Genomic DNA, 14,073 nt, shown 5'->3' on the forward strand with positions numbered 1-14,073 from the left:
GCTTGTCTATTTGCTTTTTTTTGCCGATTTCTTTCCCATAAAACACCGCAAGAAATGGAAGTGGTTGATTCCATTCCGAAAACGAAAAGCGGAAAGAAGAGGCGGCATCTTTTAAAATCCCGGGAATTCGCGCCCTCGGCGGGAGATAACTCTACAGTGGAAGGAGAATAAAAAGCATGCCGATGATCGGCATGCTTTTAAACGTATACTAGCTTTCCAATTTGCGGATATTAAATTGATCCTGTAATAGCAGCCAGTTTTGCGGAAAAGCTAACCCGAGTTTCCAATAGGAAATCCCCAATAAACCTAACTCACGGATCAGATTAAATTTTGCCTGAATACTCCTTGCATCTTCAAACCAAACTTCATGATTATTTCCTTCTGCGTCCGTATAGAAGAAAAATGGTGCCTGTGCCGTTTCGTCATATTGAATGACAGCATTGTTTTCCCTGGCGATGGCAATTGCCTGCTGCGGACTGATAGCTCTGGCGGCAGGCCCGCCTTCCACGAAAGGCAAAGTCCAATCATAGCCGTACAAATTTTGCCCAAGCAAAATTTTTTCTGGCGGTATTTCTGTAATGGCGTATTCAACGACCCGTCTAACTTCGTTAATAGGCGATACGGCCATAGGAGGACCATAGCTGTAGCCCCATTCATAGGTCATGAGAACAACAAAGTCGGCAATTTCCCCGTGGGCCCGGTAATCGTGGGCTTCATACAAGATACCTTCCTGGGTTGCACTTATCTTCGGAGCAAGGGCGGTGGACATTAACAATCCTTCCTGGGATAATCTTTCCTTTGCCTTACGTAAAAATGCATTGTAAGCTTCCCTGTCTTCCGGCGGCAAAAATTCAAAGTCAAAGTGAATATCGCGAAAACCGCCTGCTTTCGCCGCATTCACAATATTATCCAATAAATTGTTTTGCACCGCCTGTACCGTTAAGATAATATGTCCCAGTTCTGTACTGAATGTATCTCCTTCCAGGTTCGTAACGACGAGGACAAGGGCCGTATTGTTTGCCTCCGCCGTTTGCCGCAAATTGCCGATTGGCGGCGGAGAAAGGGTACCGTCCCGGTTGACACGATAGCTGAAATGGGATAAATACGTCAGGTAAGGACTTGTCTTTTCAGCCGCATTTTCCAATGTTTCCGATACCGTATCCCCAATAGGCTCGACATATGCATTCGAAGTAATTGGCGGTTTTGTTTGCGGTTGGGGAATATATAAACGAAGGCCGGGCTGAAGCACCTGGTTGACAGGAATATTGTTTACTTGGGCAAGGGTTGTATATGGGATTCCAAAACGCTGGCCTATCGAAAATAAGCTGTCTCCAGGCTGGACGAAGTAAAATTGTCCGACTATCGGTATAACTAATGCCTGGCCGACGACAAGATTATCAGGTGCATCTAGTTCATTGGCGTCAATGATGTTTTGCATTGACGTAGAATATGTATTGGCGATGGAAAAAAGCGATTCCCCTTGAGAAACAACATGAATTTGCACTTTTTTTCCTCCATTCATTTGTTTACTACACTTTATGAGCAAGAGGGCCGAGATATACCGATGAACTAAATCTGCCCTTGCCACAGGATTGAATCGGGATTAAGATAGAAAAAGATAACGGAGAAAGTGTTGTGAAAAATGAAGGACGAACATTTTATGCAATTGGCAATCAATGAAGCAAAAAAAGCGTTGGCATATCAGGAAGTGCCGATTGGTGCAGTAATTGTATACGAAGATGAGGTTATTGCAGCTGGTTATAATATGCGGGAAACGACACAGCATACCCTATCCCATGCGGAACTGGTTGCCATTCAACAGGCGAATGAAAAATTAGGTACGTGGCGGCTGGAAGACTGTACATTATATGTTACTTTGGAGCCGTGCATGATGTGCGCCGGCGCGATTGTCCAATCGAGGATTAAGCGGGTCGTATACGGTGCAAAAGATCCGAAAGCCGGCTGTGCTGGTACGTTAATGAATTTATTGACGGAAGAACGGTTTAACCATCAGACGGAAGTTACTGATGGCGTCATGGAAAAAGAATGTTCGGAGCTTTTGACTAACTTTTTCCGCAAGCTGAGAGAGCGGAAAAAGAAGAACAAAGCTTGAGCTTCACTCTTACTTTTATTTCCATTGCAAAATCAGCCTAAAGCCGCTATAATAAGAACTACCGTGCTAAGCGGGGAGGTAGCGGTGCCCTGTACTCGCAATCCGCTATAGCGAGGCCGAATTCCCATTCGCGGTGGGCAACGTTATGGTCTGCCTTAAGGGATTGGTGCTGACGCTCAGGTCCTGCGCAACAGAAACCCATGAACCCTGTCAGGTCCGGAAGGAAGCAGCAGTAAGTGGTCATTTCTGTGTGCCGCAGGGAAGCCTGGGCTGAGCCATGAACTTAAGTAACGCATAGGGTTGTTTCATCAACAATGGGTGCACGGTGTACATAGAAAGCAAATTGCACTGCAACAAGGACGCTCCGTAACGGTTGAGCGTTTTTTTATTGTCTTCAGCGTCTGATGAAGCATGAAAAAAGCTGCTTCGGCAATGCTACAACCGAGGTGATATGAGTGGTACGCAAAATTATGCTTTCATCAGCTCCCCTTTTTTTCCTCTTTTTCCTATTTACAGATAACGGAGAAGCCGTTAAGAACATTGAACTATTCCATATTGGAAAAAATAAAATCGTCAAAACAATACCGACGAATCCGACTATCCAGTCAGAGGCTGAAAAAATATTAAAAACAGCTGATAGCGTAGTAAAAAAACTCAATCCAATACCAGATCAAGGATATATGATCAGAATTCCTTTAGAGCCGCCTGTCCAACTGGAAAATAAATGGATAAATGCCCTGATTGATGAAGTAATCCTGATTATTCCGGAAGAGGAAAAGCCCCATATCCTTATATTTGATGATGAAAATAACATGTATTTTTTCACATTTCAACGAAAAATGGATACGATAATAAAAGCTTTAGATATCCCTCCTTTACTTTAAAAACCCCAGTTATTCAGTCCGTTATATCCTTGCAAAAGCCGGATGAAGGAACTTTCCGATTTCCTATCCTCTTAGTTCACAATTCCCCTCTCCATCGGGTATAATGGAAATTAGATTGTAGAGGAGATTGGAAGCTATGAGCTATCAAGCATTATACCGTGTATGGCGTCCGAGAAAATTTGGTGATATGGCTGGTCAGACCCATATTACCCGGACATTGCAAAATGCCATCGTGCAGAAGAAATTTTCCCATGCCTATCTTTTTTCCGGTCCTCGAGGCACAGGGAAAACAAGTGCTGCAAAAATTTTTGCCAAGGCAATCAATTGTGAACATGCGCCAGTTAAGGAACCGTGCAACGAATGTGCTGCCTGCAGAGGGATACATGACGGATCTATTTCGGATGTCATTGAAATTGATGCTGCGTCCAACACAAGTGTAGACGATATTCGGGAGATTCGGGAAAATGTAAAATATGCATCCAGCGTCGTCCCTTATAAAGTATATATAATCGACGAGGTGCACATGATTTCCAACAACGCGTTCAATGCGCTTTTAAAAACGTTGGAAGAGCCGCCGAAACACGTCGTATTTATATTGGCGACAACCGAACCCCACAAAATTCCGCTAACCATTCTTTCCCGCTGCCAGCGTTTTGACTTTAAGCCGGTAACGAATAAAGCGATGATTGAGAGAATGAAAACGATTGTGGAACATGAAAACATCGCAATTACAGAAGAAGCGCTTGAATCCATCGCGCTTGCTGCCGATGGCGGGATGCGGGATGCGTTAAGTATTTTGGACCAGGCGATTTCCTACAGCGAAGAAACGGTAGGAATTGATGATGTCCTTGCAGTAACCGGAGGAGTTTCCCAAAACGTCCTTTCCGAAATAGTTCATGCCATGGCGGAACAAAATACGGAACAGGCAATTCAATTGTTGAATACTTTGATTCAGAACGGAAAAGATCCGGGACGGTTTGTCTATGACCTGATTTATTTTATGCGGGACTTGCTTTTATACAAAAGCGCGCCAACATTGGAAGGAATGCTGGAACGGGCACGAGCCGATGAATCCTTCCGTGCATTGGCGGACAAAGTTTCCCCAGAATGGATTCAGCATGCCATCGTCCGATTAAACCAATGCCAGCAGGAAATAAAATGGACGAATAATCCGAAAGTGTTTATTGAAATTACGATTCTGCAAATAACGAGCCAGCATGAACAGCAGGAAAAGGCTTCTTCCTTTGACTCCGGGCTAATCCGGCAAATGAATGAAAAATTAATGGCGATGGAAAGGGAATTTCAGCAATTGAAAGAAACCCCTGCCGCTGTTCCGGCGCAGGCACCAAAAGAGACGCGGAGACCTGCCCGGCCGAAAAAGTCCAGCTACAACGTTCCTTATGAACAAATCCGGCTCGTTTTAGGACAGGCAGAGAAAAAAGCGCTGACCCAAGTACAGTCAGTATGGGCAAACTTTTTAAATAAATTGAAATCTGTCAATGCTCCTGCCCATGCAACGATTCAGGACAGCAAGCCGGCGGCCGCTTCGAATGATACGATAATCGTCGCTTTTAAATACGAAATTCATTGCTCCTTATTTCTTGACCATCGGACTACGGTGGAATCGATTCTTTCTGCCGCGTTAGGAAAACAGGTGCGGGTCATACCGATTCCAAACGAAAATTGGCAGGAATTACGAACTTCCTATATCCAGGAACAGGATAAGGAGACGAAGGAAACAGCCAACGAACCGATTGTCGAAGAAGCGAAAAAACTTTTTGGCGAGGATTTAGTGGAAATTCATGAAGATTGAGGGAAATATTTCTAAGGGAATTTCCCCCAAAACATTTTATTTTTGAAAAGGAGGTATTTCCATGAAAGGAAATATGAATAATATGATGAGACAAATGCAAAAAATGCAAAAGAAAATGATGAAGGCCCAGGAAGAACTATTTGCAATGACATTTGAAGGCACTGCAGGCGGCGGTATGGTTACGGTCGTTGCCAATGGGAAAAAAGAAATTGTCGACGTTCAAATAAAAGAAGAAGTCGTCGATCCAGACGATGTAGAAATGCTTCAAGATTTAATTTTGGCAGCAACAAATGATGTGCTAAAGCAAGTGGACGATAAAACGAACGAAACGATGGGACAATTTACGAAAGGACTTAATGTTCCTGGATTATTCTAGGAGTGAGACAGCATGTACTATCCTGAACCGATTTCGAAACTAATTGACAGTTTCACCAAATTGCCAGGAATCGGACCGAAAACGGCAGTCCGACTGGCGTTTTTTGTTCTCAATATGAATGATGATGATGTGATGGACTTTGCCAACGCGCTAGTCCATGCGAAACGGGAATTATCCCACTGTTCCGTTTGCGGGCATATTACCGATCAGGATCCTTGTGTCATCTGTTCCGATACATCGAGGGATAATTCGGTCATATGCGTCGTCCAAGATCCGAAGGATGTCATCGCGATGGAAAAGATGAAGGATTATCACGGGAAATACCACGTGCTTCATGGGGTGATTTCCCCAATGGACGGAATTGGCCCGGAGGATATTAAAGTTCCCGAGTTGCTTAACCGGCTAAAGGATGAAGAAGTAAAAGAAATCATTTTGGCGACGAATCCGAATATTGAAGGGGAAGCCACCGCCATGTATATTTCTCGCCTCGTGAAACCATCCGGCATCAAAACGACAAGAATCGCCCACGGACTGCCAGTAGGCGGAGACTTGGAGTATGCCGATGAAGTGACTCTATCAAAAGCACTGGAAGGAAGAAGAGAAATATAGGATAGGTGAGGAAAAAATGGCAAAAAAAGTAAGAAAGAAAGAAGTCGACCGCCAATTGTTAGAAACGCTCTATCAGCTGGAAAAGGAATGGAAACAAATTCAATCCATTGTTAGACGGAGCATTGAGCCGACCATGCACGGACAAATGGAAGTAGCCTTAGCAGAAGCAAAATATATGTTTCTATTAAGGGAGGCACGGGTGCGCAAACTGAGTGCCCATCTTCGCTGACTCTGTATACTAGATTTATAGATTTATGATAGAAGCAGGAGAAAATGGTCTCCTGCTTTTTACGTTTTCAAGTTCTTTTTCTGACCTGTCCATCATATGGATTAACAAGAGAAAGAAAGAGGAGCTGGTTTGAAATTGAATTCGACCATCATAATATCTATAATTGTTGTTTTAATTCTAATTCTTTTATTTGTCGGTACGCCGATCAAGCCGATGCGATGGATTGGACAGGGAATCGTGAAGCTGGGGATAGGTGTGTTGCTCTTATTTTTCATCAACGTATTTGGCGGCGCAATTGGACTGCATATCCCTATTAATCTGTTTACCGCAATCATAGCCGGATTTTTAGGCTTATTTGGGGTCGCCTCATTAGCAGCTATCCACTTTTTTATTATTTAAAGTTTCAAAGTTTCCCTGTATAGAATCCGTTAGATTAGGAGATACTAATTTCTAACGGAGGTGTTGGAGAATGGACAAGCAGCTGAAACGGTGCGGCATTTGTGAAGAAGAGAAAAAAGAAGGCATTCATCTATATAACTTGTTTATCTGTTCCGAGTGTGAATATAATATGGTTCATACGGAACCGCGAGAAGAAAAATACCAATATTACGTGCGCAAGCTGAAAGCAGTTCGGCAGTCAAAATTATATTCATAGAAATGAGTCTTTGTTTGCAAAGACTTTTTTTATGCCCTTAAATAGAAGAAGAGAAATTTATTTAGAAACGGAGATAGACGGATGAATCAGCAAGAAACCCCCCTTTTTACCAAACTACAGCAATTCGCAAGCGGTAACCCGCTTTCATTCCATGTCCCGGGCCATAAAAACGGACAAGTCTTCCCTGAACATGGCGCCACTTGTTATTCTCCCCTCTTAAAGCTGGATATGACCGAGCTTCCGGAGCTGGACGATTTGCATGCACCAAAAGGAGTCATCGCTCAGGCTCAGCAACTAGCAAAGCAATTTTTTCAGTCAGAGGAAACGTTCTTCCTCGTAGGAGGGAGCACTTCCGGGAACTTGGCAATGATTTTGGCCACCTGCAAGGCGGACGATTATGTGATTGTCCAAAGAAATTGCCATAAGTCGATTATGAACGGGCTGGAATTGGCAGGGGCAAAGCCGGTATTTCTCGCTCCTGAATTTGATGAGCGGACGAATCGATATGCCTGCCCAAGCTATGAAACTATGGAAAAGGCAATCCGCAAATATCCGGAAGCAAAAGCGGTTATCGTCACCTATCCTGATTATTTTGGCCAAACCTTCCCTTTGAAGAAAATGATAGAACTCGCTCATCGACATGAAATTCCGGTTTTAGTAGACGAGGCCCATGGAGTCCACTTTTCTTTAGGAAAACCTTTTCCTCCATCGGCATTAACATTAGGTGCAGACATAGTCGTCCAGTCTGCCCATAAAATGGCGCCGGCGATGACGATGTCGGCCTATTTGCATGTCAATTCCAAGTTCGTATCGAAGGAAAAGGTTGCCCATTACTTGCAGATGATCCAGTCGAGCAGTCCATCTTATCCGCTGATGGCTTCTTTAGATTTAGCCCGCTATTATTTGGCGAATTTTTCCGAAAGGGATATGGATGCTCTTTTAAAAAGCGTTAAAAGGGTAAGACACATTTTATCCGAATCCACATATTGGGACGTGCTCCCGCAAACAGAGACTGACGATCCGTTAAAAATTACGCTGCAGGCTAAAGAAGGCTGGCCGGTGAAAGATATTGCCGAGATATTTGCCCAAAAAGGAATATATCCCGAATTAACGACGGACAAACAAATTCTTTTTATCCATGGTTTACGGCCGTTTCCAGATTTGGACCGGTTAAAAAAGGCAGTGGAGAGTGCCGGGGACTATTTAAAAAATAGGAAAATCCATGCTACAATAAAAGCAACAAAGCTATTTGCTGAACCGATACAGGAATTGGCTTTGTCCTATGCTAAAATGAATGTATATACGTACGATTCAGTCCCTCTAGAAGAGGGAGTTGGACAGATAGCAGCGGAGGCAATTATCCCTTATCCGCCAGGAATTCCTCTCGTAATAAAAGGGGAGGTAATCAAAGAAGAGCATATTCGTGTCATAAAGCAATTGGAAGCGGAAGGAGTATCCTTTCAGCAGCGGCATAGAGGCGTCAAGATTTTTAAATAGAAAAGGAGAATCGGGTGTGAACGGACATTTCATAACTTTGGAAGGTGGCGAGGGTGCCGGTAAAACGACCGTTCTCCACTCCATTATGGAAAAGTTAAAAGCAATTGGTTTAGACGTAATTCAGACGAGGGAGCCTGGAGGAATCCCGATTGCAGAACAAATACGGAACATTATCCTCGATAAGAAAAATACTGAAATGGAAAAACGTACCGAAGCACTGTTATATGCAGCTGCGAGGAGACAGCACCTTGTGGAAAAAGTGATTCCTGCGCTGGAACAGGGGAAAATTGTTCTATGCGACCGATTTATTGACAGCAGCTTAGCTTATCAAGGGCACGCCCGGGGAATTGGCATGGAAGAAGTGCTGGAAATTAACCGTTTTGCCATTCAGCATTGCATGCCCAACTTAACTTTATTTTTCGATATCGAACCGGAAAAGGGATTAGCACGTATTTCGGCGAATATAAATAGAGAACAAAACCGTTTAGATGTGGAGACCCTTCACTTCCACGAGCGGGTTTATGAAGGCTATCAAATATTAGCAAAAAAGTTTCCGGAGCGGATTTATACGATAAATGCGGACCGGCCGCTGGAACAAGTGGAACAGGAAGTGCTTAAAGTTGTATTGTCCTATTTGCAAATAGACGTATCCTGATTCAAATAAATTGAAGAAGGGAGGAGACGGAAATTGAAATTAGTTATGGCCGTCATTCAAGATAAAGATTCCAATCGACTCCTGCAGGCTTTGGGAGAAGAGCGTTTTCAAGTGACTAAGCTGGCATCGACAGGCGGGTTTTTAAAAGAAGGAAATACGACATTGATTATCGGCTGTAAAGATGAAAACGTCGATGACGTATTGCAAATTATTAAAGATAACTGTTCCCAGCGGGAGCAAATGGTCGCCCCGATATCACCGATGGGCGGAAGCGCCGATTCCTATATTCCGAAACCGGTAAAGGTCGAAGTAGGCGGCGCGACGGTATTTGTATTGCCGGTAGAATCCTTCTATCAATTTTAAGCAAGGTATGGAAAGGGACATGGGTACATGAAAATTACGAGCGATTTACAAACGAAAACCGAAACAGCATTTCAGCGGAAAGCGAATCATCCGAAAGCGTTTCAGCAAGCCCTTGCGTCCCAAGTTCACCAAGCAAAACAGCAAGAGCTGGAGAAAATGGTGAAAAATATTACTGTCCAAGGGGATAAATTAGCAAGATCCCGTACCTTTCGGGATTTGGCAAAATTTAAACGGCTAATTAAAGAGTTTCTCCAAGTTGCAGTTGCAGGCGGATATCAATTGGAAAAAAACCATAGTTTCGGGATGTATGGAAGCAGAAAAATGGCGATTGTAAAAGAAGTGGACGAAAAATTGCTGGAACTTACGGAACAAGTGATGGATGAAGAGAAAAAGACAGTGGAAATTCTCGGATTAATTGGTGAAATTAAAGGTTTGCTGATTAATTTATATACGTAATTGCAATTTTAATGATTACGGAAATCGACTCGTCGATTTCCTATTCTCATTTTTGGAGATGAAGCAAAATGAACACGTGGTCGGAAGTCAGGGAAATACAGCCGCTGGCAGAAAAAATTTTAACGAATAGCATTAAAAAGGGACGGATTTCCCATGCCTATTTGCTGCACGGGGAACGGGGAACAGGGAAGGAAGCGATTGCCCTGTTAATGGCGAAGGTTTTGTTTTGTAAAGAAAAAGAGGGAGCAGAGCCTTGTCACCATTGTGTCCATTGCCGGAGAATCGACTCCCGTAACCATCCCGATGTCCATTGGATTGAACCGGACGGAAAATCGATAAAAACGGAGCAAATCGAAAACTTGCAGAAGGAATTTGTGTATACCGGTCTGGAATCGAACCGGAAAGTGTACGTAATTAAGGACGCTGATACGCTGACGATTAATGCTTCAAACCGGATTTTAAAATTTTTGGAAGAACCGAGCCGGGAAACGACGGCGATTATGCTAACGGAAAACGGCCAGTCGATATTGCCGACAATCCGTTCCCGCTGCCAAATCATCGAACTGAAACCTTTACAGCCAAAAATGCTCCAGAAGCGGCTCGTGCATCAAGGAATGGATGAAGACAATGCGAAGTTTTTCAGTGCGTTAACGAATAATTTAACGGAAGCGGAAACGTGGCATGAAGATGGTTGGTTTGCAGAGACGAGGAGATTAGTGGTACAATTATTAGAAAAGTTCCTAAATAATAGCGGAGATGTGTATTTATTTCTCCATGACCAGTGGATTCCCCATTTTCAAGACCGCGGGGAGCAGGAGAAGGGACTAGATGTAATGCTTTTGGCATTTAAAGATATATTGTATGAACATATCGGATTAAAGGAGGATCAGGTTTTTCTGGGCAAAGATATATTGGAAAGAGCAGTTCTTGTCTTTTCCCAAGAAAAAGTGACAATGATATTGCATGAGATTCTACATGCAAAAAGAAAATTGAAGCAGAATGTTCAGCCTGTTTTCGTGTTTGAACAATTGGCTCTTCAAATACAGAGGTGATTATGTTTGATAGAAGTGATCGGTGTCCGCTTTAAAAAGGCGGGTAAAATATATTATTTCGACCCTGGAGAGGATAAAATTCCGCTGAACAGCTATGTCATCGTGGAAACAATTCGGGGAATTGAATTTGGCAAGGTCGTTGTGACGAATAAGATCGTGGATGAAGAAGATGTTGTCCTGCCGCTAAAGAAAGTCATCCGGGTAGCAGATGAAAAGGATAAATTAACCGTCCTGGAAAATCAGAAGGAAGCGGAAAAAGCCTTTGACATCTGCAACGAAAAAATTAAGGAACATAAATTGGAAATGAATTTGGTGGATGTGGAATATACGTTTGACCGGAATAAAATTATTTTCTATTTCACGGCTGATGGACGAATCGACTTTCGCGACCTTGTCAAAGATTTAGCAGCCATGTTCAAAACCCGAATCGAACTGCGGCAAATCGGTGTCCGGGATGAAGCGAAGATGATCGGCGGCATCGGCCCCTGCGGCAGACCGCTTTGCTGTTCAACGTTTTTAGGAGATTTCGAGCCAGTTTCCATTAAAATGGCAAAGGATCAAAACCTTTCCTTAAACCCTACGAAAATTTCCGGGTTGTGCGGAAGATTAATGTGCTGCTTAAAATATGAGAATGATGATTATGAAACAGCGAAACGCCAGCTGCCAGACCTTGGTGAAGAGATACATACACCATACGGAGACGGAAAAGTAGTCGGACTGAACATTTTAGAGCGGGTGATTCAAATTGAAATACCTGCAAAGGAACGTGTCATTGAATACACCTTGGATGAACTTATTGAGGAAGGAATTTTAGTGCAAGCCACAGATTAATTTGGGGTGAGTGGCCGTGAATAAGCGGGAAATTTTTGATCAAGTTTCAGATATGGAAAAGCAAATTGGTGAATTGTACGAGCAGCTCGGAGAAATCAAGCACCAGCTAAGTGCATTATTGGAGGAAAATCACCGGCTGGAAATGGAAAATCACCATTTGCGCATCCATTTGGAAAATATGGAACAGGATTCAGACAATAAAGATGTTTCCTCTGAGGAAAGAAAGGGAAAATTTCCAAGCGAGGGCTATGATAATTTAGCAAGATTGTACGATGAAGGGTTTCATATTTGTAATTTGGAATTTGGCAGTCCAAGGCAAAATCAAGATTGTATATTTTGCCTGGAGTTTTTCGATAAAAAGACGAAGTAATAAAAGAAAGCTGTCTCGGTTTGGGACAGCTTTCTTGCCATAATAGAGCAAAACAAGAAATAGGACAACCAATAGGAGTAATGACAATGGTACAGCTATATGACGATGAACGACTGGATTATTTATTGGCAGACGAAAAAATGAAAATTATCCAAAGCCCGACTGCCTTTGCCTTTTCCTTAGATGCGGTGCTGCTTGCCCATTTTGCCTCCATTCCGATAAAAAGGGGCAAAATATTGGATTTATGTACCGGAAACGGGGTTATTCCGTTATTATTAGTAAAACGGACAAAGGCGCATATTACCGGAGTGGAAATACAAGAACGGATTTACGATATGGCGAGGCGAAACATGGAACTGAATAAAGTTACAGACCAAGTATCGGTCATTCATGGGGATTTAAAGGAAATGCTTCCAGTGCTTGGCCATAGTACTTTTGATGCTGTTACTTGCAATCCGCCCTATTTTAAAACACCGAAGGCAACGGAGTATAATGAAAACGAATATTTGACCATCGCCCGCCATGAAGTATATTGTACGCTGGAAGATGTGGTTAAGGCGTGTAAACTCCACGTCCGGCCCGGCGGGAAAGTAGCAATCGTCCATCGGCCGGGGAGATTGGTCGATATTATTGCTTTATTTCGCAAATACCGCCTCGAACCGAAGCGAATCCGCTTCGTTTACCCGAAACAGGGAAAGGAAGCAAATATGCTGCTTATTGAAGGAATCCGCGACGGCAAGCCTGACCTGAAAATTTTGCCGCCGCTCTATATTTATCAGGAGGACGGAACATATACGAAGGAAGCTGAGGAAATAATATATGGATAAGCAACATGTCGTTTATATATTGCGATGCAAAGATGGCACCCTTTATACCGGCTATACGAATAATCTGGAACAAAGGATGCAAAAACATGAAGAAGGTAAAGGGGCTAAGTATACAAAAGGGAGAGGCCCTTTTCAGCTGATGTATATAGAAAAGTTTATGACGAAAAATGAAGCGCTGAAGAGGGAATATGAAATAAAGCAGCTGACAAGAAAAGGGAAGCTGCTTCTTATTCAGAACTGGCTGAAAGAAGTGAAAAGAGATGAAAATCCAGAAAAGCTATGAGAAGGATGGAAAAGGAATTTTATATGTCGTCCCGACCCCCATTGGCAATTTGGACGATATTACGTACCGGGCATTAAACGTCTTAAAAGAGGCAACAATCATCGCTGCAGAAGATACTCGAAATACAATGAAGCTGCTCAATCATTTTTCCATCGCCACTCCTTTAATCAGTTACCATGAACATAATAAAAGAGGGAGAGGGGAGCAATTAATTGAAAGATTAAAAAAGGGCGATTCGATTGCTCTTGTCAGCGATGCCGGCATGCCAGCGATATCTGATCCAGGCTATGAAGTTGTCCGGGATGCGATTGCACAGGATATAAAAGTAGTTGTCCTGCCTGGAGCAAATGCGGCTTTATGTGCCCTCGTCGGGTCTGGCCTTCCTTCAGAGCATTTCTATTTTTACGGATTTTTGCCGCGAAAACCGAAGGAAAAGAAAAAAGAGTTGGAGAAGCTGAAACCGCTCGAGGCAACGCTTATATTTTATGAATCACCCTATCGTGTTTCTGATACGTTACAAGACCTCTATTCCGTATTTGGAAACCGGAATATCGCCGTTGTCAGAGAAATTTCCAAGATGTTTGAAGAATATGTCCGCGGCAATTTGGAAGAGCTGATTGATGTATATAAAAACAAGCAATTAAAAGGAGAATTTTGTCTCGTTGTTGAAGGCAGCATGGAAGCGAGCAGCGAGGAAGAATTATGGTGGCAAGAATACTCTATTGAAGAACACGTTCAATATTATATGACGGAAAAAGAAATAACTCCAAAAGAAGCAATCAAACTGGTGGCCACAGATCGGAAGATGCCGAAACGGGAAGTGTATCAAATATATCATCAGAAATAAAAAAAGAAAGCTGACGTGCTCCGTGCAAGCATCAACTTTCTTTAGACTCGTATATCAATACATTTTACCAAAAATTTCGCAATTGTAAATAGGACAATTATTTTAAGTTTACCGATTTTCTTTGTTATACCTTCAATCCATTCGTATTTTTTAATCGAAGAAACTTGAATTTATATTTCTGTGTGGAAAAAGTTTATTTTTACCAACACAAAT

The 14,073-nt window shown here is 42.8% G+C and carries 19 protein-coding genes and 1 other RNA gene; 19 read left to right on the plus strand and 1 reads right to left on the minus strand.

Annotated elements, in window-relative coordinates:
- Positions 1 to 208: 208 nt before the first annotated feature.
- Positions 209 to 1,504, minus strand: a complete 1,296-nt coding sequence (locus IEV18_RS10475; RefSeq protein ID WP_188392327.1) for a glycoside hydrolase family 18 protein — start codon at positions 1,502 to 1,504, stop codon at positions 209 to 211.
- Positions 1,505 to 1,642: 138 nt separating this feature from the next.
- On the opposite strand from IEV18_RS10475, the gene tadA reads away from it, so the two are divergent.
- The 19 genes from tadA to rsmI all read left to right on the plus strand — a co-directional run bounded on the left by tadA (position 1,643) and on the right by rsmI (position 13,860).
- Positions 1,643 to 2,113, plus strand: a complete 471-nt coding sequence (tadA, locus tag IEV18_RS10480; RefSeq protein WP_188392328.1) for a tRNA adenosine(34) deaminase TadA — start codon at positions 1,643 to 1,645, stop codon at positions 2,111 to 2,113.
- A gap of 61 nt (positions 2,114 to 2,174) precedes the next feature.
- An RNA gene (gene ffs, locus IEV18_RS10485) (signal recognition particle sRNA large type) lies at positions 2,175 to 2,439 on the plus strand.
- Between the two features lie 129 nt (positions 2,440 to 2,568).
- Entirely contained in the window at positions 2,569 to 2,997 is a 429-nt protein-coding gene (locus IEV18_RS10490) for a hypothetical protein (RefSeq protein WP_188392329.1), read from the plus strand.
- 136 nt (positions 2,998 to 3,133) lie between these two features.
- The gene (gene dnaX / locus IEV18_RS10495; RefSeq protein ID WP_188392330.1) at positions 3,134 to 4,810 is read left to right on the plus strand and encodes a DNA polymerase III subunit gamma/tau; all 1,677 of its coding nucleotides are present in this window, start codon (positions 3,134 to 3,136) and stop codon (positions 4,808 to 4,810) included.
- Between the two features lie 61 nt (positions 4,811 to 4,871).
- On the plus strand, positions 4,872 to 5,186 hold the full coding sequence (locus IEV18_RS10500; RefSeq protein ID WP_188392331.1) for a YbaB/EbfC family nucleoid-associated protein: 315 nt from the start codon (positions 4,872 to 4,874) through the stop codon (positions 5,184 to 5,186).
- A gap of 12 nt (positions 5,187 to 5,198) precedes the next feature.
- Positions 5,199 to 5,795 carry a recombination mediator RecR gene (gene recR, locus IEV18_RS10505; RefSeq protein ID WP_188392332.1) on the plus strand — a complete coding sequence of 199 codons (597 nt, stop codon included), beginning with the start codon at positions 5,199 to 5,201 and terminating at the stop codon, positions 5,793 to 5,795.
- A gap of 16 nt (positions 5,796 to 5,811) precedes the next feature.
- Complete coding sequence (locus IEV18_RS10510; RefSeq protein WP_188392333.1) at positions 5,812 to 6,024, plus strand: YaaL family protein; 213 nt, start codon at positions 5,812 to 5,814, stop codon at positions 6,022 to 6,024.
- Between the two features lie 135 nt (positions 6,025 to 6,159).
- Positions 6,160 to 6,423: a pro-sigmaK processing inhibitor BofA family protein gene (locus IEV18_RS10515; RefSeq protein WP_188392346.1), complete on the plus strand. Its 264-nt coding sequence runs from the start codon at positions 6,160 to 6,162 to the stop codon at positions 6,421 to 6,423.
- A gap of 70 nt (positions 6,424 to 6,493) precedes the next feature.
- Positions 6,494 to 6,679, plus strand: coding sequence for a sigma factor G inhibitor Gin (locus IEV18_RS10520; protein ID WP_188392334.1), 186 nt, complete (start codon positions 6,494 to 6,496; stop codon positions 6,677 to 6,679).
- An 81-nt stretch (positions 6,680 to 6,760) separates the two neighbouring features.
- Positions 6,761 to 8,176: an aminotransferase class I/II-fold pyridoxal phosphate-dependent enzyme gene (locus IEV18_RS10525; RefSeq protein WP_188392335.1), complete on the plus strand. Its 1,416-nt coding sequence runs from the start codon at positions 6,761 to 6,763 to the stop codon at positions 8,174 to 8,176.
- Between the two features lie 16 nt (positions 8,177 to 8,192).
- A complete protein-coding gene (tmk, locus tag IEV18_RS10530) occupies positions 8,193 to 8,831 on the plus strand; it encodes a dTMP kinase (protein WP_188392336.1) in 639 nt (212 codons plus the stop codon).
- Between the two features lie 33 nt (positions 8,832 to 8,864).
- Complete coding sequence (darA, locus tag IEV18_RS10535; RefSeq protein WP_188392337.1) at positions 8,865 to 9,194, plus strand: cyclic di-AMP receptor DarA; 330 nt, start codon at positions 8,865 to 8,867, stop codon at positions 9,192 to 9,194.
- Between the two features lie 27 nt (positions 9,195 to 9,221).
- The gene (locus IEV18_RS10540) at positions 9,222 to 9,650 is read left to right on the plus strand and encodes a YaaR family protein (RefSeq protein WP_188392338.1); all 429 of its coding nucleotides are present in this window, start codon (positions 9,222 to 9,224) and stop codon (positions 9,648 to 9,650) included.
- Positions 9,651 to 9,718: 68 nt separating this feature from the next.
- Positions 9,719 to 10,702: a DNA polymerase III subunit delta' gene (gene holB, locus IEV18_RS10545; RefSeq protein ID WP_188392339.1), complete on the plus strand. Its 984-nt coding sequence runs from the start codon at positions 9,719 to 9,721 to the stop codon at positions 10,700 to 10,702.
- A gap of 6 nt (positions 10,703 to 10,708) precedes the next feature.
- Positions 10,709 to 11,533 carry a PSP1 domain-containing protein gene (locus tag IEV18_RS10550; RefSeq protein ID WP_188392340.1) on the plus strand — a complete coding sequence of 275 codons (825 nt, stop codon included), beginning with the start codon at positions 10,709 to 10,711 and terminating at the stop codon, positions 11,531 to 11,533.
- Positions 11,534 to 11,549: 16 nt separating this feature from the next.
- Positions 11,550 to 11,903, plus strand: coding sequence for a DNA replication initiation control protein YabA (gene yabA / locus IEV18_RS10555; RefSeq protein WP_188392341.1), 354 nt, complete (start codon positions 11,550 to 11,552; stop codon positions 11,901 to 11,903).
- An 86-nt stretch (positions 11,904 to 11,989) separates the two neighbouring features.
- Positions 11,990 to 12,730 carry a tRNA1(Val) (adenine(37)-N6)-methyltransferase gene (locus IEV18_RS10560; RefSeq protein WP_188392342.1) on the plus strand — a complete coding sequence of 247 codons (741 nt, stop codon included), beginning with the start codon at positions 11,990 to 11,992 and terminating at the stop codon, positions 12,728 to 12,730.
- Positions 12,723 to 13,013 carry a GIY-YIG nuclease family protein gene (locus IEV18_RS10565; protein WP_188392343.1) on the plus strand — a complete coding sequence of 97 codons (291 nt, stop codon included), beginning with the start codon at positions 12,723 to 12,725 and terminating at the stop codon, positions 13,011 to 13,013. The genes IEV18_RS10560 and IEV18_RS10565 overlap by 8 nt, the downstream gene beginning before the upstream one ends.
- Positions 12,991 to 13,860, plus strand: a complete 870-nt coding sequence (rsmI, locus tag IEV18_RS10570) for a 16S rRNA (cytidine(1402)-2'-O)-methyltransferase (RefSeq protein WP_188392344.1) — start codon at positions 12,991 to 12,993, stop codon at positions 13,858 to 13,860. The genes IEV18_RS10565 and rsmI overlap by 23 nt, the downstream gene beginning before the upstream one ends.
- The last annotated feature ends 213 nt before the right edge of the window (positions 13,861 to 14,073 follow it).

This window comes from Compostibacillus humi (assembly GCF_014637175.1).
Taxonomy (GTDB): Bacteria; Bacillota; Bacilli; order Bacillales; family Amphibacillaceae; genus Oceanobacillus; species Oceanobacillus humi.

Coding starts and splice junctions, on each gene's coding strand:
- IEV18_RS10520 (WP_188392334.1), top strand. CDS start 6,494: ATGGACAAGCAGCTGAAACGGTGCGGCATTTGTGAAGAAGAGAAAAAA.
- holB (WP_188392339.1), top strand. CDS start 9,719: ATGAACACGTGGTCGGAAGTCAGGGAAATACAGCCGCTGGCAGAAAAA.
- recR (WP_188392332.1), top strand. CDS start 5,199: ATGTACTATCCTGAACCGATTTCGAAACTAATTGACAGTTTCACCAAA.
- IEV18_RS10565 (WP_188392343.1), top strand. CDS start 12,723: ATGGATAAGCAACATGTCGTTTATATATTGCGATGCAAAGATGGCACC.
- IEV18_RS10560 (WP_188392342.1), top strand. CDS start 11,990: ATGGTACAGCTATATGACGATGAACGACTGGATTATTTATTGGCAGAC.
- dnaX (WP_188392330.1), top strand. CDS start 3,134: ATGAGCTATCAAGCATTATACCGTGTATGGCGTCCGAGAAAATTTGGT.
- IEV18_RS10540 (WP_188392338.1), top strand. CDS start 9,222: ATGAAAATTACGAGCGATTTACAAACGAAAACCGAAACAGCATTTCAG.
- tadA (WP_188392328.1), top strand. CDS start 1,643: ATGAAGGACGAACATTTTATGCAATTGGCAATCAATGAAGCAAAAAAA.
- IEV18_RS10525 (WP_188392335.1), top strand. CDS start 6,761: ATGAATCAGCAAGAAACCCCCCTTTTTACCAAACTACAGCAATTCGCA.
- IEV18_RS10500 (WP_188392331.1), top strand. CDS start 4,872: ATGAAAGGAAATATGAATAATATGATGAGACAAATGCAAAAAATGCAA.
- rsmI (WP_188392344.1), top strand. CDS start 12,991: ATGAAAATCCAGAAAAGCTATGAGAAGGATGGAAAAGGAATTTTATAT.
- IEV18_RS10510 (WP_188392333.1), top strand. CDS start 5,812: ATGGCAAAAAAAGTAAGAAAGAAAGAAGTCGACCGCCAATTGTTAGAA.